Here is a 22,890-nt window from a genome sequence, read left to right as displayed (position 1 = left end):
TGCGGGGTCGACGGCGGAAACAGGTGCCGCCGTTGCCTATTCCGCTGCTTTCGGAGAGCCGACCGGCAGGGGTGCGACGGTTGCGGACGATCGCCGAGTTGGCGAGCCGGCAGGACCGACGACCGCGCCGGCTGCCGAGACGGCTGCACCGGGTGCCGGGTTGGTCCCCGGGCCCGAACCACTTGGCGCCGCGTCGTCCGCCGGTGAGCCGGATGTTCCGGAGAAGTCGAATCTCGTTGCGGGCGAGGAGGGTCCGTCGGGGTCGGTCGGGACGAGTGCGGACACGGGCGCGGCGGAAGCGCCGGATCCTGCTGTGCTGCCCGATGGCGCGTCCACCGAATCGAGTCGGGCAGATGACGTTTCGGCCGGGTCGGCCGGGAGTGCTTCGGCGCCGATCGAGGATATGGCCGAGCCGGGCGCGGTGCGGGAGTTCGGCGCCGAGCCGGCCGGGCCGTCCGAGGTCGCCGTGCAGGGTGAGACGTCCGCCGCGCCTGCTGACGCCAGGGGAACCGGTGTGCGGGAGGGAGCAACCGTCGAACCTGCTGATGCCGGGAGAGCCGGTATGCGGGAGGAGGCAACCGCCGAGTCCGCCATCGAACGCGGGGAGGACCTCGCCGGGAACGCGTCGGCTGGTGTGCCGCAGGAGTTCGGTGCCGCTGATGTCTCGCACGGGTCGGCTCCGGCCGGTGCCGTCGGGGTCGGCGGGTGGGCCGAGACGGCCGAGTCCGCTGCTCGCGGTGGTGGTTCGGCCGTTGGGTCCGGGGCGGCGGGTGCGTCGCAGGAGTCCGGTGCCACCGTGGGAACGACGGGTTTCCGGGGCGGCGGGTTCGGTGTGGGCGCTGCCGATGGGTTGCAGGGGGAATCGGTCGTGTTCGATGCGGGGCACGGCGATTCCGGCGTTGAGCAGACAGCGTCCGGTGCGGAGGGCTTCATCGCCGACGTGCCCGAGACATCCTCGGCGGGTGAGGCCGATCCGACCGGTGCCATCGAGGCTGCGGATACGACTTCGGGTGATGCGGCCGGGGGAGCCGCCGTGGATACGGGAGCCGATGACGCGGACGGTCAGTACGGCGGGCGCACCCAGTACAGCGAAGGCTGGGCGGTGTCGGCGGTCCGGGTGCAGCAGCACGGCGAGTCCGGGGCGGCGGGGGAACGCTGAGCGGCGACGAGGTCGGCGCCGATCCGTTCGGGACGGCGGCGCTGCGCGCGAGTGTGCTGGCCGCTTGGCGGGATTCGCCGACCAGGCTGCGTGAGGATGCGGCCACGGAGGCCGATCTGGTCCGAGCCGGATATCGCGATCGGCTGCTGACCGAGCTGGCGCAGAATGCCGCCGACGCCGCCGCCAAGGCCGCGGTTCCCGGCCGGCTGGTGGCCAGGCTCGACGGCAGTACGCTGCGCATCGCCAATACTGGTGTGCCGCTGGATATTTCGGGTGTGCACGCGCTGACCGCGCTGCGCGTCTCGGCGAAGCCGGGCGCCGGATCGTCCGTCGGCCGGTTCGGGGTGGGCTTCACCGCCGTGCTCTCGGCCGGTGACGACATCGAGTTCCGTTCCACCGCGGGCTCGCTGCGCTTCTCGCGATCCGGCACCTGGGCGGAGTTGCGCGGCAACGGTATCGATATCCCGGGCGACGACGATTTCGTTCCGCCGGTACTGCGCCTGGCCTGGCCGATCGCGGAAGATCCGGCCGCGGGTTTCGACAGCGAGATCGTGGTCCGGCTGCGGGACGATGTCGATCCCGAGGCGCTGCTGACGGGCATGCGGGCGGAGGCGGCCGATCTGCTGCTCGAACTGCCCGCCCTGCGGGAGATCCGGATCGGCGACGACGAGCTCACCAGCGCCGTCTCGGAACTCGGCGACGGTGTGCAGGAGCTGCGAATCACCGGTCCGGATCGGGGCGAACACGTCTGGTGGCAGTTCTCGGCCGCCCGGGCCCGCTGGCTGCTCCCCGTCCGCTCGGGACGACCGCATCCGGTCGACCCGGACGTCTTGCGCGCACCCACCCGCTCCGACGAGGAACTGTCGCTGCCCGCGCTGGTGATCGCCGATATCGCGATGCAACCGGATCGCCGCCGCCTGCTGCCCGGCGCGAGGATCGCCGAACTGGCCACGGGCTACGCCGATTTCGCCGCCGCTCTGCCGCCCCGCGACCGACTGGTACTGGTGCCGTCACCCGGATTCGCCCGCAGCGAGACCGATGCGATCCTGCGCGAGGCCCTGATCGCCGAGCTGCGCACCGCATCGTGGCTGCCTGTGGTCGCCGCGGTGTCCTCCGGCGAGCGCACCGGCGCGGTCTCGGATGAGTTTGCCCCGGCATCATCGGGTGAGATCGACGCCGAGGCGTCCGGGAACGCCTCGCCGGGGCCGGTCGGGGACGCTGTGCGAGGCTCCCGAGGGTTCACTCCGGCCGAGCCGAAGGGGAACGACTCGTGGCCTGCGGAGCCGGGTGAAGACACGGAGGGAAGCTCGTGGACATTTGCCCCCGGGGAGTCGAGCGGGAGCGCCGTCCGGGACTTGGGGAAAAGCGCACGCAGACAACCGGGCACCGCGGCGTCTGCCCCCGCGCGGACACGTGAGCGCACCGCGGCGCCGCAGCGGGCGAGTGTATTCACCGGAATCACAGCCGAATTGGCGGAGCTGCTCGCGGATGTCGTCGGGCCGCTGGCGATTCCGGAACTGTCCGGCCGGTCCGCCGCAGACGTGCTGGCCGTGCTCGAGGTGCATCGGATCGGCCTGGCGCGCATAGCGGAACTCTCGATCGGCCTGGAACGCCCACTGCGGTGGTGGTATTCGCTCTACGACGCACTGGAGCCGTTCGTCGTCGACCCGCTGGCCGTCGAGGAACTGGGCGCGCTGGCCGTGCCGTTGGCCGACGGCCGCCTCGTCACCGGACCGCGCACGGTGGTCCTGGACGACGAACTGGCGGTGCCGATCCCGGTCCGGTGGGCACGCCTGGTGCATCCGGAGGCCGCGCACCCGCTGCTGGGACGGCTCGGTGCGCGCCGGATCACGGCCGGTGATCTGCTCGACGACCCGGCTCTGCGTGCCGAATTGGAGCATCAGCCCGGTGACCCCGACACCGTCGACGCCGTCCTGCGGCTGGCCGCGCAGCTGACCACGCCCGCCGATCCGGCGCTGCCGTCCTGGCTCGGCCTGCTCGAATTGCCGGACGACACCGGCGAATCGCTGCCCGCCGACGAACTGCTCCTGCCCGGGGCGCCGCTGGCGGGCGTGCTGGTGACCGATTCCCCGTTCGGCACGGTCGATTCCGCACTGGTCGACCGGTACGGCGCCGCGGCCCTGCGCGCCGTGGGCGTCGGCTGGGGCTTCACCGTTGTCGCCGAGGACGATCCGACCGGACCGGACGATCAGCTCGACGACGCGGAGCGGTGGTGGGAGAGCCTGCCGGAGGACCCGCCGGAGCTGACCGCCGTGCGCGACCTGGACCTCGTGGACGACGAGGCGTGGCCGGATGCGTTGCGGCTGTTGATGTCCGAACCCGCGACCCGGCACCTGCTCGCCGAGCGCGACGGCTACACCGCCTGGTGGCTGCGCCGGCACGCCCGTATCGACGGGACGCCGCTCGGCCTGTTCCGCGCCCCGGACGATCCGGTATTCGCCGATCTCCTTCCGGCGCCGACCGGTTTCGCACCCGGCGAACTCGACGCCCTGCGCGCGGTCCTGGCCGATCCGGACACCGTCACGCCGGAACTGGCGGCCGCGCTGCTGGACGGGCTCGCCGATCCCGCGAGAACTCCGTCGCCGGAGGCGATCGCGCAGGCCCACCGGCGGCTCGCGGCCGCCGCGGACCGGCTGGACCTCGACGAACTCGGCCTGCCCGAACGGGTGCGCGCGCTGTCGGGGGCGGTGATCGACCCCGGCGACGCGATGGTGCTGGACCGCCCGTGGTACGCCCTGGCCGTACCCCCGGATCGGCTGGTGGCCGGCGATATCGATACCGCGGGCGCACTGGCGACCCTGCTCGATCTGCCGCTGGTGTCGGAGGCCGTCGTCGCCGAGGTGCTCGGCACCGGCACGGTGACCAGCTGGACCGACGCTCCACTCGGCGTCGCGGTGCGCCTGCAGTTCGGTTCGCCGCCGCCGGACGGCCCGCTGGTGCTGCACGACCGTCTTCGGGTCCGGCTCTCCGGTGACTACGAGGCCACCCTCGAGGTGCCCTGGTGGCGCGACGGAACCACGACCCACATCCAGCTGTTTCCGCCGCCGGCCCAACGCTGACACTCGCGGGGGAGCGCGACCGTCACACGGCGTAGGTGATGATCATTTCCGCGAGGACGTCGAGCTGCCCGCGCACCGCGGCGCTGTCGTTGTCCACCAGCCAGCGCAGCACGATGCCGTCGATCTGGGAGAGGGTGAAGCGGCTCAGGGTCTGCACCGGGACGCGCCATTCGGTCCCCGTGGCATCGCGGGCGTGCTCGAGGACATCGGCGACCGTGGAATCGTTGAACGCGTACTGCTCACGCGCGATAGCGAGTTTCGCCGGTGTCTGTTCACTTTCGCGCAGCGCGTATGTCGTCGTCTCGTACGTCAACAACTGCCGTTCGGGTGTCGCTTCGATGTTCAACCACAGTAGTTCGAGGCTCGCTCGTACCAAATTTTGAAGCGATTCTTTTCCACTTCCGACGCCTTGCCATACCGTTTCGTTGGTTTCCACGGAATCGCGTAATTCCATGGACAACGCCTTGACCAACTCGGTCATCAAGGCGTCCTTGTTTTCGAAACAGTAATGCACCACACCGAGCGAAACACCGGCTGCCTGTGCCACATCGCGCGTGGTCACCCCGGCCACGCCTTTCTTTTCGGCTAGGCCGATAGCCGCCTCGATAAGGTGGGCTCGTCGTTCTTCGACGCTCAATCGGGAGGACACTCCACGCAGTTAAGCGGTAATCAGGCGATCAGTCAATTCGCGCGCACAGAAAGTCGTCCGTGGCGCGCGATCGGAGGCGGGATGATTCCTTCTTACAGACCCGTTTGGGCGCCCTTGTCGCCGCGTCGCGCACCCCGGCGCTGGATCAGGAAGATGGCGTATCCGAGTAGTCCGACGGCCAAACCCATCAGGCCGATCGGCCGGGCGTCGGCCCAGCTGTCGTCGATCCACACCAGCACGGTCGCGATCGCCCACAGCGCCGTCCCCACCGCCAGTACCGGCCGCGGATCGGTCAGCCGCGGCGGAATTTGGGGCACATTCCGTGTCACGATGTCCACCTTACGGCCTGAACGGACGATTCCCCCGGGGCGCGTCCCGTATCGTTTGGCTCTGTGACAACGCCTTCCGACATTCGCGCGCTGGCCGCCGAGCTCTCCCTGGCAGTCGTGCGCCTGACGCGGCATCTGCGCGGCCGGCGTGTCGACGCTCAGATATCGCTGACCCAGCTGTCGGCGCTTGCGACGCTCAAGCGCGAAGGTGATATGACGCCCGGTGCGCTGGCGGCCAAGGAGCGGGTGCAGCCGCCGTCGATGACGCGGGTGATCGCCTCGCTCGCGGAACTGCAACTGGTGGAACGCAATCCCCACCCCACCGACGGCCGCCAGATCATCGTCTCGCTGTCGGAGGCCGGGCGGGCGCTGGTTCAGGACGAGAACAATGCCCGCGAGGCGTGGATGACCGAGCAGTTGTCCGGGCTGACACCCGAGCAGCTGAAGATTCTCGACGATGCCGTGGACATCATGAAACAGATTGTGGCCGAATCGGAATAATGCTCAGCGAGCGAAAGCCCCGTCGCTGGGCACGATTTCGCGGCCGAGTGGCATCAGCGACACGGGGATGAGCTTCAGGTTGGCCCAGCCGAACGGGATCCCGATGATCGAGACGAACAGCGGGATGCTGGTGAACAGGTGTCCCAGCGCCAGCCACCAGCCGGCCACGATGAACCAGATGACATTGCCGACCACGGACGGCACCCCCGCGTCGGGCCGTGCCACCACCTCGCGCCCGAACGGCCACAGCACGTACGCGGCGATGCGGAACGAGGCGATCCCGAACGGGATGGTGACGATCAGAATGCAGCAGATGATGCCCGCCAGCAGGTAGCCCACCGCCATCCAGAAGCCGGCGAATACCAGCCACAGCACATTCAGGACGAACCGGAGCAGGGTCACCACTCCAGGATGCCAGCCGCCGGGACACCGGGCCACCGTGGTCGACGTGGTCGCCGGCACCCGCTCGGAAGAGCTCGGCGCGCACCCGCTCAGAAGAACCAGCCGAGGGCCGGGGCCCGGTCGGCGCCGAAGGCCGTGTCGAAGGCGCGCAGGTGCGCGTGATCCTTGGCCCGCAGGCGGTTCGCCGCGGCGAACACCCGGGCGCGGTGGGCGCCGAGGTACAGGCTGCCGAGCACGTCGATGCCGAGTTCGATATCGGCCTCGCGGGTGGTGGGCGCGCAGTCCGCCACGCCGTCGCGCACGCGCAGCGCGAAGGTGCCGCCGGCATTCCGGAACGGGTCGTGCACGCCGAGCGCCACGTCCAGATCTCCCTGGTACCCGCGGGCCGACAGGGCGGCGGGGACATCCATCACCCGGGCCCACAGCTGGTCGTAGCGCGCGGTCGTGCGAGCCAGGCGGGGATCGGTGAGCAGGTAGGGGAGCGGGTCGTCGTCGCCGATCGGGGCCTCCACGGTGTTCACCAGATCCAGGCCCAGCAGCACTCGCCACAGCGCGGCGTGGGCGTCGGGGGTGACCGCACGCAGCTCCGCTACCTCGGCGGTGAGACCGGTTTCGGTGTGGCGGCAGTTGTAGAGCGCGTAACCGTCGGGATGGATGAGGGCGAACAGTCCGTCGTCGCCCCGGAACTGGGACAGCCAGATCTTCCACGCCGGTTCCGGTCGCACCTGGGCGCCGGGTGTCACGCGGCGCCAGCGGTCGTAGAGCTCCGGCAGCAGGGGGATCGCGTGCTCCAGCCGGATCAGCTCGACGCCGCCGGGATCCGGTGTGGTGGGCCGGAATTCGGCGAAGCGCCGATCGATCGTCACCTGGCTCCCCAGTACGGCCGGGCCGTATCCGAACCGCCCGTAGATGGTGCCCGCGCTCGCGGTGAAGATGGTCAGCGGGAGTCGCGCCGCCTCGGTGCGCCGATGCAGCTCGGTGTACATCGCGCGCAGGATGCCGCGCCGCCGGTGGGTGGGCGCGACCGCCACCGCGGCGACGCCGCTCGCCTCGACGGTGCGCTCGCCCGGCACCGTCAGCGTCATCGTCCGGTCCTGGGTGTGGCCGACGACGCGGCCGGCCTCGACGGCCAGGATGACCCGGTCGAGCGGGAAGAGCTTCGGCCCCTGCTCGAGCCGGACGGGATCGACATCCGGTGGTCCGCCGAAGGCGGTGGCCAGTAGCAGCCGGGCAGCCGGAACGTCCGCCTCGGTCGCCGCCCGCAGCGTGATGTCGGATGCAGTCGCCATGGTCCGACGATGGCACGGTGCGTGGCCCGGCGCACGCGAATTACGCGCGGGCGTCGGCACGGCCGGCATCCGGGCGCGGAGTGGCCCGACGACGTTGTCGTACGTGGCCTCGTTGCCCGTACCGGCCACTCCGCGCATCCGGATAACGCACCGGCCCGCACCGGTGACCTGTCCGATCTGCCGTCCCCGCCTTGGCAGCTCGGCGCGATGCGGGCCGGGCGCCGCACGACCTCTGCCGTGCTGCTTCTACTGTGCGAGTTCCTGCTTCGCGTCGGCTTAACAACTGCTTGTCGGTCGGAAACCATTGGGCGGCAAGTTATTACGCACATGCCGGGTGTACCGGCATTCGCCCGGACCCGATCGGAGGTCGACGGGTCCGCTGTTCCGGAGGTACGCGGTGAGCCTGGCGCCTCGGGGCGGCTCGATCGATGCGGCCTCCCCGGATATCGTGCCGGCTTCGCTGGTGGCCACGGCGATCGAGCTACTCGGCGGTGCGCTCGGCCGTGGTCCGCACAGTGCCCGGCGAACCGGGAGTACCGGGCGGAGAACACCATCCAGCCCGGTTTCCCGGCGGCCGACGGGCGGTACCGACGGGCGGCGGTGCGTCATCGATTGCTTTGCATGCACGTCGTCCCGTTGCGGGGCTGTCCGGCCGCCGCCGGCGGTTCGACCGCGTCGCTCTCGGTGCTCGTGCCCGTATCGGCGAGTTCCGACCGGGCGGACAGGCGCAGGAACTCGGTCGCCACGGCCGTCAGGGCCGGAGTGGCATGGCGGACCGCCGTTGTCAGCCGGCTGCCGCGGTACAGCAGGCCCGGGTCGCGGTCGGCGGTATCCCATTCGGCGGCATCCTCCTCGATGCGGTGCCGCCACAGCAGGGGCGCACGCTGCTCGGATATCCACGTGGACAGGCGATCCCAGCCGAGCAGGGTGTCGTGCACCAGAGCGGCGTGCTTGTAGTCGACGGTGATCAGCCGTGCCCGCACGAGGGTGTCGATGAGTGCCCGGCCGGTGGCGTTCTGCGTGGCGATGCGCCGCAGTTCGCCGACCGGCAGCCGCCGGCGGGTGATGCCGCCGTCGCGGTGCACGGTGACCAGCGCGAGCAGCAGTTGCCGGGCATCGGTCCGCTCGTCGGACGACAGCTCGCGCCATGCCTGCTCGGCGAGGGTGCGGGCCGTGCGCTCCAGGCCGCCGATGCGCCGGTAGTCGGCGACGCCCAGCCGATCGTCGGTGTGCCGCGCCCACATCGAGGACAGCGTGGCGTGCAGGACCGGGAGCACGCCCGGATCGGCATGCTGCCGGTCGAGACAGTATCGAGGCGTTTCCAGCGCGGTGAGCAGAAGTTCGACGACGCCCTGGTCGACCGTCACGCCGCGGGTCCGCGGTGGGCCGACGATCGTCGCGGTGAGTTCCTGGCGGGTCATGGGATTCAGCGTGAAACTGTTGTGCCGGATCGCGTGCGCCAGCCAGGCATACTGCGCGCATTCGGCGAGATGATCGGACCGCACCGAGACGATGACCGACCCGGCGGTGCACAGCTGCTGCAACGAGGTCAGAAAGTACTCCCGCACAACGGATTCCACGCCGGGGGCGAACAGCGACTCGAACTGGTCGATGACGATCAGCGGACGCCGGCCCTCCCGGCCGCCGAATGCCGCCGTCCTCTCGCGGATGCGGCTCATCGTCCGGAGCGGGTCCGGGCCGGGCGTCATCGTCATGACCGCCCACCGTTCGGTCTCCACGTTCAGTACCGGCAGGACACCGGCCCGCAGCAGGGACGACTTGCCGACCCCGGAGGCGCCGGTCAGCACGACCACATCACTCGCGCGGTGCGGGCTGGCCGATGCCCGCACCAACTCCAGCAGCGCGGCGAGCGCCCGCTGCCGGCCGAAGAAGATTCCTTCGTGCTCCGCGGAATACGGGCCCTCGGCCGGGTAGAGCTGCGTCGCCGGTGCGGCGGTCCGGTCGGGCGGTGCGGTGCGGGCCGCCGACCACAGCGAACGCCACTCCCGCAGATTCATCGCCCGGCTGGGCATTCCGGACCTGCGGCGGGCCCGGGCGGCCAGCACGTGCAGCACGGGGACCAGCGAGTCGAACTTCGCCGGCACATTGCGGCCGCTCATCCAGTCGCTGATGCGCTGCGCGGAGGCCAGCGCCGAACGGCCCGCGCCGCCGGCGTCCGCCACCCGCTGCTGCGCCAGCATCGCGACGTTGCGCAAGGAGGGTGCCCCGGCCGCGCGATGCAGGGCGGCGAGCCGGCGCGCGAACTCCTGACGCGCGGAGCTCTCGTGGACAAGGACGGTTGCCGACTTCATGTGCTCCCCCGGTACAGCTTTTCCAGGACCGGCCGCCCCCCGGGACGACCGATCGATTGCTCTCTATGCCCCGATTGGACGGCCCGGATCCCGGTTCGGTTCCACGGGCGCCGTTATTTTTTCGCCCGGCGGGCCCCGTGATACGACGAAACCCGCCTCCGGAAGTCCGGAAGCGGGTTTCTGGCGGCTGTTTTCAGCGGCCGTCGATGCCGTCGTAGTTGCGCTCGCCGTAGCCGGTGTAGATCTGGCGCGGGCGGCCGATCTTGATCGGCTCGGTGTGCAGCTCCCGCCAGTGCGCGATCCAGCCGGGCAGCCGGCCCATCGCGAACAGGACGGTGAACATGCGGGTGGGGAAGCCCATCGCGCGGTAGATGACGCCGGTGTAGAAGTCGACGTTCGGGTACAGGCGGCGCTCGATGAAGTAGTCGTCGGACAGCGCGGCGTCCTCGAGCGATTTGGCGATGTCGAGCAGCGGGTCCTGCACGCCGAGCTTGCCGAGGATCTGGTCGGCGGTCTTCTTGACGAGGGTGGCGCGCGGGTCGAAATTGCGGTAGACGCGGTGCCCGAAGCCCATCAGCTTCACCCCGTCTTCCTTGTTCTTGACCTTGCGGACGAACTCCTTGACCGCGTCGTCGATCGAGCCGGATCCCGCGCTGTCCTTGATGCCGTCGAGCATCTCCAGCACGGCCTGGTTGGCGCCGCCGTGCAGCGGGCCCCACAGCGCGTTGATGCCGCCGGACACCGAGGTGAACAGGTTGGCGTCGGACGAACCGACCAGGCGCACGGTCGAGGTGGAGCAGTTCTGCTCGTGGTCGGCGTGCAGGATCAGCAACAGGTCCAGCGCGGCGGCGACCTCGGGATCGACCTCGTAGGGCTCGGCCGGGAAGCCGAAGGTCATCCGCAGGAAGTTCTCCACCAGCGACAGCGAGTTGTCCGGGTAGAGGAACGGCTGGCCCACCGACTTCTTGTACGAGTACGCCGCGATGGTCGGCAGCTTGGCCAGCAGCCGGATGGTGGACAGCTCGACCTGCTCCGGGTCGCGCGGGTCCAGCGAATCCTGGTAGTAGGCCGACAGCGCGTTCACCGCCGACGACAGCACCGGCATCGGGTGCGCGTTGCGCGGGAAGCCGTCGAAGAAGCGCTTGAGGTCCTCGTGCAGCAGGGTGTGCCGGCGGATCCGGTCGGTGAAGTCGTCGAGCTGCGCCTGGGTCGGCAGCTCGCCGTAGATGAGCAGGTAGCTGACCTCGATGAAGTTCGAGCTCGCGGCCAGCTGTTCGATCGGGTATCCGCGGTAGCGGAGGATGCCGGCCTCGCCGTCGATGTAGGTGATCGACGACTTGGTGGGGGCGGTGTTCATGAAACCGGGGTCGTAGGTGACGTATCCGGTGCTGGCCAGCAGCTTGCCCAGGTCGATCCCGTCGTTGCCCTCGGCGGCCTTGCTGACCGTCATGGCGTATTCGCCACCGGGATAGGACAGGACCGGCTTGGCGTCGTCGTCGACACCGGTGCTGTTGTCAGGGCGTACAGCGATGTTCTCAGCGGGCACGGAAGGATCCCTCTCAGGCTAGAACCGAAGGCACCGGCGCGGTCGGCGTCCGATGCGCCTCTCTCAACGCTAGCCGCTGGGCGATGTACGTGATCAGCGAGGGTGGCCGTTAACTACCTCACGGTCACCTCCGATCGAGGTGAGCCGGACCGGTGGGTCGTGGTATTGGTGCGGCGGCCGACGGCGGGGCCGGGCGGTGTGGTCCGCCGCGGGATCGATCACCGCAGGCCGGGCGGTCCGTTTTACGGCATCGGGACCTCGGCGGGCGCGCGGGCGACCCGGTAGCGCACGAATGCCGGAAACGCCGCCGCGGCGATCACGACCCCGATCACCACCAGGACTCCACCGCCCGCCGCGGCCACCGTCGTACCCAGGGCCGCGGCGGCAAAACCATGGGAAACATCACCGATGCGCGGGCCGCCCGCCACCACCACGACGAACACCCCCTGCAGCCGGCCGCGCATCTCGTCGGTGGCGACCTGCTGCAGCATGGTGGTCCGCAGCGCGGCCGAGAACATGTCCACCGCACCGCCGAAGGCCAAGCAGGCCAGGGCGATCCACAGCCCCAGCCGGACGGCCGGGCCGTGCCCGGTGGCGCCGACGGCGATCCCGAATCCGACCATCGCCAGGCCCCACAGGGCGATACACACGACGACGGCCAGCCCCTGCCGGCGGACCTGGCTCAGCCAGCCGGAGAACACCCCGCCCGCCACCGCCCCGGCCGAGATCGCCGCGAACAGCAGGCCGAGCGCGACGCCGCCCTCCGCCGGATCGCCGAAGCTGTCCCGGGCGATCTGCGGGAACAACGCCCGGGGCATGCCGAACACCATCGCGATGATGTCGACGGCGAAGGATGCGAGCAGGATTCGCTGCGTCGCCAGATAGGCGAAGCCCTCGATCACGACCCGCGGCCCGGCCCGGCGGGGCGCACCGGTCGGCGGGACCGACGGCAACCGCCACACTGCCCACAGCGTTGCCAGCAACGCGATCGAGTCCAGCAGATACAGCGTCGGCAGCCCGGTCAGCGGGATCAGCGATCCGGCCAGCACCGGCCCGGCGATGGCGCCGAACTGCGTCACCGTCATGTTCAGCGAGTTGGCCGCGGGCAGCAGTTCGTTCGGCAGCAGCCGGGGAAAGATCGCCGACCGGGTGGGCTGGTTCACCGCGAAGAACGCCTGCTGAATCGCGAACAGCACCAGGACGATCCACACGTTGTTCAGCCCGGCGGCGGCCTGCGCCCAGAACGCGACGGAGGTGAGTCCGGTACCGGCGCTGGTGATCAGCAGCAGCTTGCGCCGGTCCATCACGTCGGCCAGCGCGCCGCCCCACAGGCCGAACACGATCAGCGGGACCAGCCCGAACACCCCGGCCAGGCCGACATAGCCGGAGCTGCCGGTGATCTGGAAGATCTGCTGCGGCACGGCCACCACCGACAGCTGCGCGCCGATCACCGTGACGATGCCCGTGGTCCACAGCCGGCGGTAGTCGGTATCGCGGAGCGGCGCGGTGTCCGCGAGGAGCTTCACCGGCGGAAGGGTAGCGGGTCGATCGGGCGCATGGTCACCGATTTTCGGCGGGTCATCCCATGATTACAAGGCGGGTGTTCAGGGCTGGAGTCGCTCGATCTTCATGGCCGAGGCATCCGTATTGCCGGCCTCCAGCAGCACCCGGATCCGGTTGTGCAGCCGGCTGCGCCGCCCCTGCCAGAACTCGACCTGTTCGGGCCGCAGGAGATATCCGCCCCAGTTCGCCGGGACCGGAACCTGTTCCACGCCCTCGAAGCGGGCCGTGACGTCCGCCAGTGCCCGGTCCAGTTCGGTGCGCGAGGCGATCGGCCGGGACTGCTGCGAGGCCCAGGCGCCCAGCTGCGAATTGCGCGGCCGCGACCGCCAGTAGACCGAGGTCACCTCGGACGGCACCGGTGCGACCGGCCCGCGCAGCGTGACCTGCCGGCCCAGCGCGGGCCAGGTGAAGGTGATCGAACCGTAGGGAACCGCCGAGAGCTGATCGCCCTTGGCGGAGTCGTAATTGGTGTAGAAAGTCACACCCTCGCCCGACAGTCCCTTGCACAGTACGGTGCGCGAGGCCGGCCGCGGGCCCGCATCGGTGCGTTCCACGGTGGCCAGCACCATGGCGTTCGGCTCGGCGATGCCCGCGCGCGTAGCCTGTTCGATCCAGATGCGCAGCAGCGGTTCCCAGCCTTCGACCAGCCATGATTCGTCCAGATCCGGGTCGCCGCCGTACTCCGCCCGCATCGCCGCGATGTCCAGTTGCGCCCGCATCGCCGGACCGATCCGGACGGCCTCGGGCTGCTCCGTCACCCCAGGTGAATTCTGCTCGTCGCGCATGGGCCAGACGTTACTCCGGGGTAGAGGAGGGACTAAGGTTCTCACTGATCGACGCGTGTCCGGCCTGCGCAATCGCGTGCGGCCGGCGGGCGCCGCATCGGACCCGGCGGGAGTTGTCGAGCCCATAGCGGGAACCGCGTGCGGACACGCAGGGCTTGCGCTGGCGCCGGATCGACTACGCGTGGCCGCCCACGGATCGTGCGGCTCGAATGGCAAGGAGAGTCACAACATGACTACCAGCGCTGCGGCCGGCCCGGCCGTACCCCCCGATTTCGTCAGCGGCCTGGAAGGTGTGGTGGCTTTCACCACCGATATCGCCGAACCCGACAAGGACGGCGGCGCGCTGCGCTACCGCGGCGTCGACATCCAGGATCTGGTGACGAACCGGGTGACCTTCGGCGACGTCTGGGCGCTGCTGGTCGACAGCGAATTCGGGCGCGGCCTGCCGCCGGCCGAACCGTTCCCGCTGCCGGTGCACACCGGCGACGTCCGGGTGGACGTGCAGGCCGGCCTGGCCATGCTCGCCCCGATCTGGGGTTACCAACCCCTGCTGGACATCGACGACGACACCGCGCGGGAGAATCTGGCCCGCGCCTCGGTGATGGCGCTGTCGTATGTGGCGCAGTCCGCCCGCGGCATCTACCATCCCGCGGTGCCGCAGAAGAAGATCGACGAGTGCGACACGATCACCGAGCGGTTCATGGTCCGCTGGCAGGGTGATCCGGACCCGCGGCACATCGAGGCCATCGACGCCTACTGGGTCTCGGCCGCCGAGCACGGCATGAACGCCTCCACCTTCACCGCCCGCGTCATCGCCTCCACCGGCGCCGACGTCGCGGCCTGCCTGTCCGGCGCGATCGGCGCCATGTCCGGGCCGCTGCACGGCGGCGCCCCGGCGCGGGTGCTGCCCATGATCGAACAGGTCGAGAAGTCCGGCGACGCACGGGCTCTGGTGAAGGGCATCCTGGACCGCAAGGAGAAGCTGATGGGCTTCGGTCACCGGGTCTACCGCGCCGAGGACCCGCGCGCCCGGGTGCTGCGTGCGACCGCCCAGCGGCTCGACGCCCCGCGCTTCGAGGTGGCCGCCGCGCTGGAACAGGCCGCGCTCGCCGAACTGCGCGAGCGGCGCCCCGACCGTGCCATCGAGACCAACGTCGAGTTCTGGGCGGCGGTGATCCTGGACTTCGCCGAGGTTCCGGCGCACATGATGCCCGCCATGTTCACCTGCGGCCGCACGGCCGGCTGGTGCGCGCACATCCTGGAGCAGAAGCGGCTGGGCAAGCTGGTTCGCCCGGCGGCCATCTACACCGGCCCGGAGCCCCGCGCGGCGGCATCGGTCACCGGGTGGGAGAGCGTGGTCCGCAAGTAGATCCGGGGCGAACGGCGGATATCCGCGCGCGGGTGTCCTCGCGTCAGATCTCCGCCGACGCCTGCCAGTCCACCGCGACGGACTCCCCCCGATCGACGGTGAAGAAGGCGACCTCCAGATGCCTTCCGAGATCGACCAGTTGGAGGGCCGTCAGCGGGACCGGCTGCACGATCCGCACCCGCCACGGCCGCGGTTCGTCCCAGGCCCGCAACTCCATGTCCAGCCGCAGCAGCGGATTGTCGCGATCGCTGTAGTCGGCGGCGACGGGCGTCGTGGTGAGCACGGTCGCGTCGGCGCGTCGGCCGTCGGCCAGGATCTTCGCGATGCTGACCCTGGTCGCCTCCGCCGGGCCGGGCGCGTACAGCACCATCCGTTCGTGGTCGCCCGGGTCTACCCGGCAGCCGACCACGTCGCCGGGCCGCATCAGTTCCAGGTCGGCGTCGCCGACCCACTGCCGCACGCGGGTCTCGTACGGCGGCAGGCCCTCCGCCCGCACCCGCACCCAGAAGTGGTACCCGGGCTCGGTGCGGCGCGGCCGGACGCCGAGGACCGTGGCGGTACCGGGCAGGCCGCGCAGGAGTAGTTCGCGCCGGGCACCGGCGGACAGCGCGCCGCGGCGGAACACGATTCCGTGCGATTCGAGCCGCGCGGACAGCCGCTGCCGCAGCCCCCGTCGACGCCGCGGCGAGGCGTCCTGGCCGGAACGACCGGCCGGCCGTGCGGATTCCGCGAGCGCACTCGCGGCCGGATCCCGTCCGCCCGCGGTCGCGCGGGCGGATTCGGACCGGTATGTACCGCCGCTCATGGCCCTACCGTAACCGGCCGGTGGCGCAGGCCACGGCAATACGAACGTCCGGATTACGGGCGCCGCCGAGGCATCCGGGCCGGGTGCCCCACCCGCCCTCCGGACCGGGTGGGCCTTTAGGCTGGTGGCCATGACCGCTGCGTTCCCGACCATCCCCGACGATCTGAAGCCCGCCGACGGACGGTTCGGCTGCGGCCCCTCGAAGGTCCGCCCCGAGCAACTGCGCTCCCTCGCCGAGGTCGGCGCCTCGGTGATGGGCACCAGCCACCGGCAGAAGCCGGTCAAGGACGTGGTGGCCCGCGTGCGTTCCGGGCTGCGCGAATTGTTCTCGCTCCCGGACGGTTACGAGGTCGTGCTCGGCGTCGGCGGCACCACCGCGTTCTGGGACGCGGCCGCGTTCGGCCTGATCCGGGAGCGCTCGCTGCACCTGACCTACGGCGAATTCAGCTCGAAGTTCGCCACCGTGGCGAAGAAGAACCCCTTCGTCGGCGATCCGATCGTCGTCTCCGCCGATCCGGGCACGGCCCCGGAGCCGGCCTCGGATCCTGCGGCCGACCTGATCGCCTGGGCACACAACGAAACCTCTACCGGCGTGGCCGTTCCGGTGCAGCGCCCGGCCGGCTCGGACAACGCGCTGATCGCCATCGATGCCACCTCGGGCGCGGGCGGCCTGCCGGTGACGATCACCGACGCCGACGTCTACTACTTCGCGCCGCAGAAGTGCTTTGCCGCCGACGGCGGGCTGTGGATCGCGCTGATGAGCCCCAAGGCCCTGGAACGCGTTGCGGAGATCGAGGATTCGGGCCGGTACACCCCGGAGTTCCTGTCGCTGCCGATCGCGGTCGACAACAGCGGCAAGGATCAGACCTACAACACCCCGGCGCTGGCGACCCTGCTGCTGCTCGCCGATCAGATCGAGTGGATGAACGGCAACGGCGGCCTGGACTGGACCGTCAAGCGCACCCTGGACTCCTCCTCGCGGCTGTACTCGTGGGCCGAGTCGAGCGAGTTCGCGACGCCGTTCGTCGCCGATCCGGCGCACCGCTCGCAGGTCGTCGGCACCGTCGACTTCGCCGATGCGGTGGATGCCGCCCAGGTCGCGAAGGTCCTGCGCGCCAACGGAATCGTCGACACCGAGCCGTACCGCAAGCTGGGCCGCAACCAGCTGCGCATCGGCATGTTCCCGGCCATCGACCCCGAGGACGTGTCGCAGCTGACCCGTTGCGTCGACTGGGTGGTGCAGGAGATCTCGAAGTAGCACACTGAACGCGGCGAATAGAGAACCATAGCGCGCGCGGGAGTCTCGCCACAGATTTCCGCGCGCGTGTCTTGCCACATGAATCTCAGAAGTGCACTACTGTTCCAGAACGTGGGCGGTGTTCGATGTGGCCAGAGCGGGGCCCCTGCGGGGTTTCGCAAGCTGCCGCCGGGGCCTGACCGCTCAGGCCGTGTCGCGAGCTGGTTAGGCGCAGCTGTGTTCGACGCAGCGATAAGGAGGTAACGGTGCGTGAACTTCGAGTGATCGGATTGACGCCCGATTCCGCGCACATCGTGTGTGTCGACCCAGAGACCGGCGTGAAGTACCGGCTCGCCGCCGACGAGAAGCTGCGGGCCGCCGCCCGCGGAGATCTTGCCCGATTCGGCCAGATAGAGATCGAAACGGAAGCTACTATGCGTCCTCGCGATATCCAGGCCCGTATCCGTGCCGGTGCCTCCGTGGAACAGGTCACCGAGGAGTCGGGTATGCCGACGTCCCGGGTGGAGCGCTTCGCCTACCCCGTGCTGTTGGAGCGCGCCCGCGCCGCCGAGCTGGCCCAGCGCGCCCACCCGGTCCGCAAGGACGGACCCGCCGTGGAGACCCTGATCGACGTCGTATCCGCCGCGTTCGCCGAGCGCGGCCACAACATCGACATCGCCGAGTGGGATGCCTGGAAGGACGAGAAGGGCTACTGGGTGACCCAACTGCAGTGGCAGGCGGGTCGTTCGGTGATCGCGGCGCACTGGCGCTTCCAGCCCGACGCGCACGGCGGTTCGGTCACCCCGCTCGACGATCCGGCCACCGACCTGATCGATCCCGATTTCGGCCGGGCGCTGCGCGGTCTGGCGACGATACTGCCGGAATCCGCGGCCGAGCCCGCCCCGGTCGAGCAGGCCCCGGTCGAGGAGCCGGCCCCCGCGCTCGCCGCACCGGAGCCCGCGCAGATCGCCGATGAGCAGGACGAGCCGGAGTACATCGAACAGCGCCCTGCGGTGGGCGGCAGCGCTCCGGTCCCGGCGAAGGGCGCGCCGACGCAGCCCGCGCAACAGAAGAACGCTCCCGCCCCGACCCCGCCCGCCGGCACGGGCACAGGCACCGCCACGGCCGCGCCCGCCGCGAATTCGCCTGCCACGCCGCCACCCCCGGCGCCGGCGAGCGAACCGGCTCCCGCTGCCCCGGCGGCTCCCGCCGCCCCTGCCGCTCCGGCGGCCGGCACTCCGGCGGATCGGTCGGCGCAGTCCGGAAACTCGGGCAAGTCCGGCACCGCGAAGCCGGCCGCGCAGAAGTCGAGCCGCTCCAAGCGCGGCGGGAAGGCGCCGATGCCGTCCTGGGAGGACGTGCTGCTAGGCGTGCGCAGCTCCGGCCACTAGGCGCCCACCCGGAGCGGATCGCTTCCCCTACTGGGGCAGCCGGTCGGTCGTTGCCCGTCGTTGGTGCGGGCGCCTGTCGTTGGTGCGGACCTCTCTCCGCCAACGAGACCGCGGGCACCGGGTTGGTGCCCGCGGCGGTATCGGCCGGCTCACCGCACTCACGGAGGGCGTGCGGTGGCCCGTCGTCATTGCTCGGAGACGTTCAGCAGATCGATGATGAAGACCAGGGTCTTGCCTGACAGCTGGTGCCCCGCGCCCTCGGGGCCGTAGGCGAGTTCGGGCGGGATGACGAGCTGGCGGCGGCCGCCGACCTTCATGCCCGGAATGCCGTCCTGCCAGCCCTGGATCAGGCCGCGCAGCGGGAACGTGAGGGATTCGCCGCGGTTCCAGGAGGAGTCGAATTCCTCACCCGTGTCGTATTCGACGCCCACATAGTGCACCTCGACCGTGGCGCCCGGCACGGCTTCGGGGCCATCGCCGATGACGATGTCTTTGACGACCAGTTCAGTGGGCGCGGGGCCTTCCGGGAACTCGACTTCCGGCTTGGTCATGCATCCTCTTCCGTTCGATGGGTAAGCCGCCACACAGTGTTCACCATAGTGGCCACGCTGAAACCAGCCGGGTCCCGCCGTGTCGCGAGGTCGGGGCTTCCGGCGATGTGCGGGAGCCGGGCCCGAACGGTGGCATGAAGCCGCGGCCCAGCTTGTCGCGGCCGGGCTCGGCGGCATCGTATGGCCGTTCGGGGCGGTGTCATGCGGCCGTTCGGCAGTGTCATACGACCGGTTGGGCAGTGTCATGCGGTCGAGCTGGACGGTGTCATACGGCTGCCCAGCGGTGTCGGGTCCCGCGGTGTCGCAAGCCTGCCCGGCCGGTGACCGAGGCGGGCAGGGCAAGATGGACGCCCGTGGCCGTAGTGATCGACGTCGACGACCCGGCCGATCCCCGGGTCGCCGATTTCCGCGACCTGAATTCCGCGGATCGGCGCCCGGACCTGCCGGGCGGCAAGGGTTTGGTGATCGCGGAGGGCGTGGTCGTGGTGCAGCGCATGCTGGCCTCGCGGTTCGCCCCGTTCGCGCTGTTCGGCGTGGGGCGCCGACACGAGGCGCTGGCCGGCGACCTTGCCGGCGTGGACGTTCCGTACTACCGGGCCAGTGCGCAGGTGATGGCCGCGGTGGTGGGTTTTCACCTCAATCGCGGCGTGCTGGCCGCGGCCCGCCGCCCGGCCGAGCTGTCGGTGGACGAGGTGCTCGCCGGTGCCCGCACGGTGGCGGTGCTGGAGGGCGTCAACGATCACGAGAACATCGGCTCGATCTTCCGGAACGCGGCCGGGCTGGGCGCCGACGCGATACTGTTCGGCGACCGCTGCGCCGACCCGCTGTACCGGCGTGCCGTGCGCGTGTCGATGGGGCATGTGCTGCGGGTGCCGTTCGCGCATCTGCCGAGTTGGCCCGACGGCCTGCACGGGCTGCGCGCCAAGGGCTTCCGGATCATTGCGCTGACCCCCGACGGCGCGGCGGCGAACCTGGCCGCCGCCATGACCGAGGACCGGGTGGCGCTGTTGCTCGGTGCCGAGGGCCCCGGCCTGACCGCGGATGCGCTGCGCGCGGCCGACCTGCGCGCCCGCATTCCGATGGCGCCGGGAACCGACTCGCTGAACGTGGCCACCGCCGCGGCGATGGCCTTCTACGAAAGGGTGCGCACCTCATGAACCGGCCGTACGGGGCCCGACCGGATCCCGGTCCGGAACCGACACCGTGGGCGGCGGGCCTGGCCGTCGCCACCCTCGTCGCGGTGCTCGCCGCCGCCGCGGTCTACTCGTTCGGCGCGGCGCTGGCGCATGTGCACTGGCTGCTGGCGGTCGCCGTGAACCTGATCGCGGCCGGCGGCGCCGCACCCACCGCATGGCGCTGGCGCAACACACCGGTGACGCGCTGGGTGCTCGGCGGGGTGGCCGCGGGCGTGGCCGTCGGCTGGTTCGTACTGCTCGTCGCCGCCGTCTCGGCCTAGTCGCTGCCGCACTGTCGCTGCCGCACTGTCGCTGCCGCACTGTCGCTGCCGCAGTGCCGCTGCCGCAGTGCCGCTGCCGCAGTGCCGCTGCCGCAGTGCCGCTGCCGCGGTTCGGCCTGGTCATTGCCGCGGTCCCGCCGCTCAGAGCCGTGTTCCTGGCGTGTTCCCGGTGTGGCCACGGCCGTCTCCTCGGCGCAGTCACGACGGTCTCGGCTCGGCGCCCACGCCGATCCGCTCAGGACACCCGATCCCGGCTGCGCAACCAGCCGAACCAGCGTTTCCCGTTGTGCGGCGGGGCCTTCGGCTCCTCCGGCACGATCGGCGGCGGCGCCTCGCCCTTCGGGTACAGGCTGAACCCGCACACCGCGATATCGGTGGGCTTGAGCGCGTCCTCGGACGTCGCTCCGCGATACCGGAATCCGAGCCATTCGGCATTCGCCTCGTCGGCGAAGGCCGGCGGATCGAACGGCAGGATCTGCGGATCGGGCAGCTCCCCGGGTTGCAGGTGCACCGGGTGCTCGCCCGCCCAGAACGGGCGCTCCCACACCAGCGGCAGCCCCTCGTCCTCCAGGATGTTGACCCGGGTGGCGCTGAACGCGCGGCGGAATTCGCCTCGCTCCCAATGCGCGAACGCGCCCCAGCCGCGCGGGATGTCGTAGGAGACGAGGTAGGTGTGCGCCGAGGCCAGCGGCCGGACGAGCAGTTCGGGCAGCGCGGTCGGCCGGCTCGGCGCGGCCTGCCCGGTGCACACCACCGTCACGCCCGGATAGCAGCCGATGTAGATCGATCCGGGATCCGGCCCGGCCCATACCTTCAGCGTGCCCGAGGCGGCCGGTACCACGTCGCGGTCCGGATTGAGCTGCTTGGCCAGTGCCAGCGCGGCCGCGGGATCCGGATCGGGGTGGGCGCGCAGGACCGCCACCGGATCGGGATCGTCGACGTACCAGAGGGACGAAGTTGTGGACGGCACTTCCGACACCTCCCGATCCTCGTACGAGTAAGCCTAGCTACTCACGAGCAAATCACGGAATGCGGATTGCGCCCGTCCCCGCGGTATGCCCGATGCCCGCCCGAATCGCACTGCGGCCATACCGAAAATCTACCTCGCCAGGACGCGAAAACGCTGCGCTTCGCATTTGCCGCCCGCGTGTCAAGAGGGCTGGAGGATCAGTTCCGGACAATCTCCACGGGATCGCTGAGGTTCGTCGCGATCGCCGACTGCTGGCTGCTGCCGTGTGCGGGCAACGCGTTGAGCGCATTTCCGGTCTGGGTTCCCAGATTGGTGACGATCTGCTGCAACTGCTGGATGCCGCCGGTGAGCGCCTGGATCGCGCCGGTCAGCTGGGCGGCGCCCTGATCGGCCAGCTGTGGAACCTGTTTCGCCAGTTCGGCGCCCTGGTTCAGCTGGGCGCCCGCCTCCGTCAGCCGGCCCGCCGCATCGCGCAGCAGCGTGCTCACCGGGGTGCTCGGATCGGTGCTGGACCCGGTGAGCTGGGCGAATCCGGCCAGTTGCGCATCGGCTTGGCTGGAAATCCCCTGCAGTGCATCGAGTTTGCCGATGATGTCGGCCAGCCGCGGATCGTTCGCGAACGGCAGCGCGCGCAGCAGCGGCAGGGTCTCGTTCAGGCCGGTGGACAGCGCGGCGGCCGTGCCGGACACCTGGCCGATGGTCACCCCGGTCGCGTCCAGCGCCCCGGCCAGGCCGTCGGCCTGCGTCGTCGCCGCGCCCAGGACATTGTTCAGCTGCGAGATTCCCGCGGTGAGCTGTCCGGCGCCGTCCTTGGCGGTGTTCAGGAAGCCGAGCATCTCGTCGGCGCCGCCGGTGAACTGGCCGGAGGCATCGGTCGCCATCCTGACCCCGGCGCCGAGCAGCTGGGTGGTGAACGACACCTGCTGGACCGATCCGCGGGCGGTGCTGACGGCCGCCAGGGTCTGGTCCATTCCGGCCGCGCTGATCCGGCGGGTCACCTCGTTCAGCGCGTCGTTCACCAGGTCCGCGTCCGCGTGCGCGTTGGTGTCCACGGTGAGCTGCGCGCGGTGCGGCCGGGTGGAGGCGAGGGTGGTGAGGGAGCCGGACAGGTCGCCGGGCAGCGTGATCACCGCGGCGTAGTCGGCCGTGCTCACCTCGCCCGGCGCGGCGACGGTCCAGTCGTGGATCCCGCCGTCCTGCAGGCCCTTGACGATCTTCGCTCCGGTCTGGCCGGTATCGGAATTCACGATCGCCACCGCCGTCGGGGCGGTGGACCGTTGCAGCGCGAGCGCCCCGCCGGTCACCCCACCGGCGACGGCGAGCAGTACGACGACGAGCAGGATCCAGCGGGTACGTTTTGCGAACACTCGACAGACCGTAGCGGCGGGAGATGGTCCCGCACTGGCCCTACTCTGAGGATTCGGTAAGGGTTGCGGATGCGGCCGGTTTGCCACGCCGGACCGAATGATCATGGCCGCCACCGTGTCTCGGTGGGC

Annotated in this window: 19 protein-coding genes; 7 read left to right on the top strand and 12 right to left on the bottom strand. The window is 70.5% G+C overall.

All coding sequences use genetic code 11. From position 1 onward, the window contains the following. The first annotated feature begins 1,212 nt into the window (after positions 1-1,212). Positions 1,213-4,239 carry a sacsin N-terminal ATP-binding-like domain-containing protein gene (locus tag D892_RS0107810; RefSeq protein WP_024800709.1) on the top strand — a complete coding sequence of 1,009 codons (3,027 nt, stop codon included), beginning with the start codon at positions 1,213-1,215 and terminating at the stop codon, positions 4,237-4,239. 22 nt (positions 4,240-4,261) lie between these two features. Here the strand turns inward: D892_RS0107810 and D892_RS0107805 are convergent, their stop codons facing one another. Both D892_RS0107805 and D892_RS48405 read right to left on the bottom strand, forming a co-directional pair. Next, positions 4,262-4,876 carry a TetR/AcrR family transcriptional regulator gene (locus D892_RS0107805; protein WP_232236022.1) on the bottom strand — a complete coding sequence of 205 codons (615 nt, stop codon included), beginning with the start codon at positions 4,874-4,876 and terminating at the stop codon, positions 4,262-4,264. Positions 4,877-4,980: 104 nt separating this feature from the next. After that, positions 4,981-5,217, bottom strand: a complete 237-nt coding sequence (locus tag D892_RS48405) for a DUF2530 domain-containing protein (protein ID WP_024800707.1) — start codon at positions 5,215-5,217, stop codon at positions 4,981-4,983. 63 nt (positions 5,218-5,280) lie between these two features. On the opposite strand from D892_RS48405, the gene D892_RS0107795 reads away from it, so the two are divergent. After that, the gene (locus D892_RS0107795; RefSeq protein ID WP_024800706.1) at positions 5,281-5,718 is read left to right on the top strand and encodes a MarR family winged helix-turn-helix transcriptional regulator; all 438 of its coding nucleotides are present in this window, start codon (positions 5,281-5,283) and stop codon (positions 5,716-5,718) included. Between the two features lie 3 nt (positions 5,719-5,721). On the opposite strand, the gene D892_RS0107790 is transcribed toward D892_RS0107795, so the two are convergent. From D892_RS0107790 to pdxH, 6 genes are all read right to left on the bottom strand, one after another. Further along, positions 5,722-6,120, bottom strand: coding sequence for a YccF domain-containing protein (locus tag D892_RS0107790; RefSeq protein WP_024800705.1), 399 nt, complete (start codon positions 6,118-6,120; stop codon positions 5,722-5,724). A gap of 89 nt (positions 6,121-6,209) precedes the next feature. Next, positions 6,210-7,409 carry a GNAT family N-acetyltransferase gene (locus D892_RS0107785; protein WP_024800704.1) on the bottom strand — a complete coding sequence of 400 codons (1,200 nt, stop codon included), beginning with the start codon at positions 7,407-7,409 and terminating at the stop codon, positions 6,210-6,212. Between the two features lie 605 nt (positions 7,410-8,014). Further along, complete coding sequence (locus tag D892_RS0107780) at positions 8,015-9,721, bottom strand: ATP-binding protein (protein WP_024800703.1); 1,707 nt, start codon at positions 9,719-9,721, stop codon at positions 8,015-8,017. 193 nt (positions 9,722-9,914) lie between these two features. Beyond that, on the bottom strand, positions 9,915-11,267 hold the full coding sequence (locus tag D892_RS0107775) for a citrate synthase (protein WP_024800702.1): 1,353 nt from the start codon (positions 11,265-11,267) through the stop codon (positions 9,915-9,917). A 242-nt stretch (positions 11,268-11,509) separates the two neighbouring features. Further along, positions 11,510-12,793 carry an MFS transporter gene (locus D892_RS0107770; protein ID WP_024800701.1) on the bottom strand — a complete coding sequence of 428 codons (1,284 nt, stop codon included), beginning with the start codon at positions 12,791-12,793 and terminating at the stop codon, positions 11,510-11,512. Between the two features lie 78 nt (positions 12,794-12,871). Then, positions 12,872-13,522 carry a pyridoxamine 5'-phosphate oxidase gene (pdxH, locus tag D892_RS0107765; protein ID WP_024800700.1) on the bottom strand — a complete coding sequence of 217 codons (651 nt, stop codon included), beginning with the start codon at positions 13,520-13,522 and terminating at the stop codon, positions 12,872-12,874. Between the two features lie 322 nt (positions 13,523-13,844). On the opposite strand from pdxH, the gene D892_RS0107760 reads away from it, so the two are divergent. Next, positions 13,845-14,984, top strand: coding sequence for a citrate synthase 2 (locus tag D892_RS0107760; protein WP_024800699.1), 1,140 nt, complete (start codon positions 13,845-13,847; stop codon positions 14,982-14,984). A gap of 43 nt (positions 14,985-15,027) precedes the next feature. On the opposite strand, the gene D892_RS40685 is transcribed toward D892_RS0107760, so the two are convergent. Continuing rightward, complete coding sequence (locus D892_RS40685) at positions 15,028-15,789, bottom strand: hypothetical protein (protein ID WP_024800698.1); 762 nt, start codon at positions 15,787-15,789, stop codon at positions 15,028-15,030. A gap of 130 nt (positions 15,790-15,919) precedes the next feature. On the opposite strand from D892_RS40685, the gene serC reads away from it, so the two are divergent. Next, positions 15,920-17,047 carry a phosphoserine transaminase gene (serC, locus tag D892_RS0107750; RefSeq protein ID WP_024800697.1) on the top strand — a complete coding sequence of 376 codons (1,128 nt, stop codon included), beginning with the start codon at positions 15,920-15,922 and terminating at the stop codon, positions 17,045-17,047. Positions 17,048-17,292: 245 nt separating this feature from the next. Then, entirely contained in the window at positions 17,293-18,417 is a 1,125-nt protein-coding gene (gene sepH / locus D892_RS0107745; protein WP_024800696.1) for a septation protein SepH, read from the top strand. Positions 18,418-18,602: 185 nt separating this feature from the next. Here the strand turns inward: sepH and D892_RS0107740 are convergent, their stop codons facing one another. Continuing rightward, complete coding sequence (locus tag D892_RS0107740) at positions 18,603-18,968, bottom strand: FKBP-type peptidyl-prolyl cis-trans isomerase (protein ID WP_024800695.1); 366 nt, start codon at positions 18,966-18,968, stop codon at positions 18,603-18,605. Between the two features lie 353 nt (positions 18,969-19,321). Here D892_RS0107740 and D892_RS0107735 point away from each other — a divergent pair, with 353 nt between their 5' ends. Then, positions 19,322-20,125, top strand: coding sequence for an RNA methyltransferase (locus tag D892_RS0107735; protein WP_024800694.1), 804 nt, complete (start codon positions 19,322-19,324; stop codon positions 20,123-20,125). Then, positions 20,122-20,424, top strand: a complete 303-nt coding sequence (locus D892_RS40680; RefSeq protein WP_024800693.1) for a DUF2537 domain-containing protein — start codon at positions 20,122-20,124, stop codon at positions 20,422-20,424. The genes D892_RS0107735 and D892_RS40680 overlap by 4 nt, the downstream gene beginning before the upstream one ends. Positions 20,425-20,659: 235 nt before the next feature. On the opposite strand, the gene D892_RS0107725 is transcribed toward D892_RS40680, so the two are convergent. Then, positions 20,660-21,403 carry a hypothetical protein gene (locus tag D892_RS0107725; RefSeq protein WP_084160982.1) on the bottom strand — a complete coding sequence of 248 codons (744 nt, stop codon included), beginning with the start codon at positions 21,401-21,403 and terminating at the stop codon, positions 20,660-20,662. A gap of 188 nt (positions 21,404-21,591) precedes the next feature. After that, on the bottom strand, positions 21,592-22,761 hold the full coding sequence (locus D892_RS0107720; RefSeq protein WP_024800691.1) for a membrane protein: 1,170 nt from the start codon (positions 22,759-22,761) through the stop codon (positions 21,592-21,594). Between the last annotated feature and the right edge of the window lie 129 nt (positions 22,762-22,890).

It is taken from the genome of Nocardia sp. BMG51109 (assembly GCF_000526215.1).
Taxonomy (GTDB): domain Bacteria; phylum Actinomycetota; class Actinomycetes; order Mycobacteriales; family Mycobacteriaceae; genus Nocardia.
This window is presented reverse-complemented; position numbering and strand designations above follow the sequence as displayed.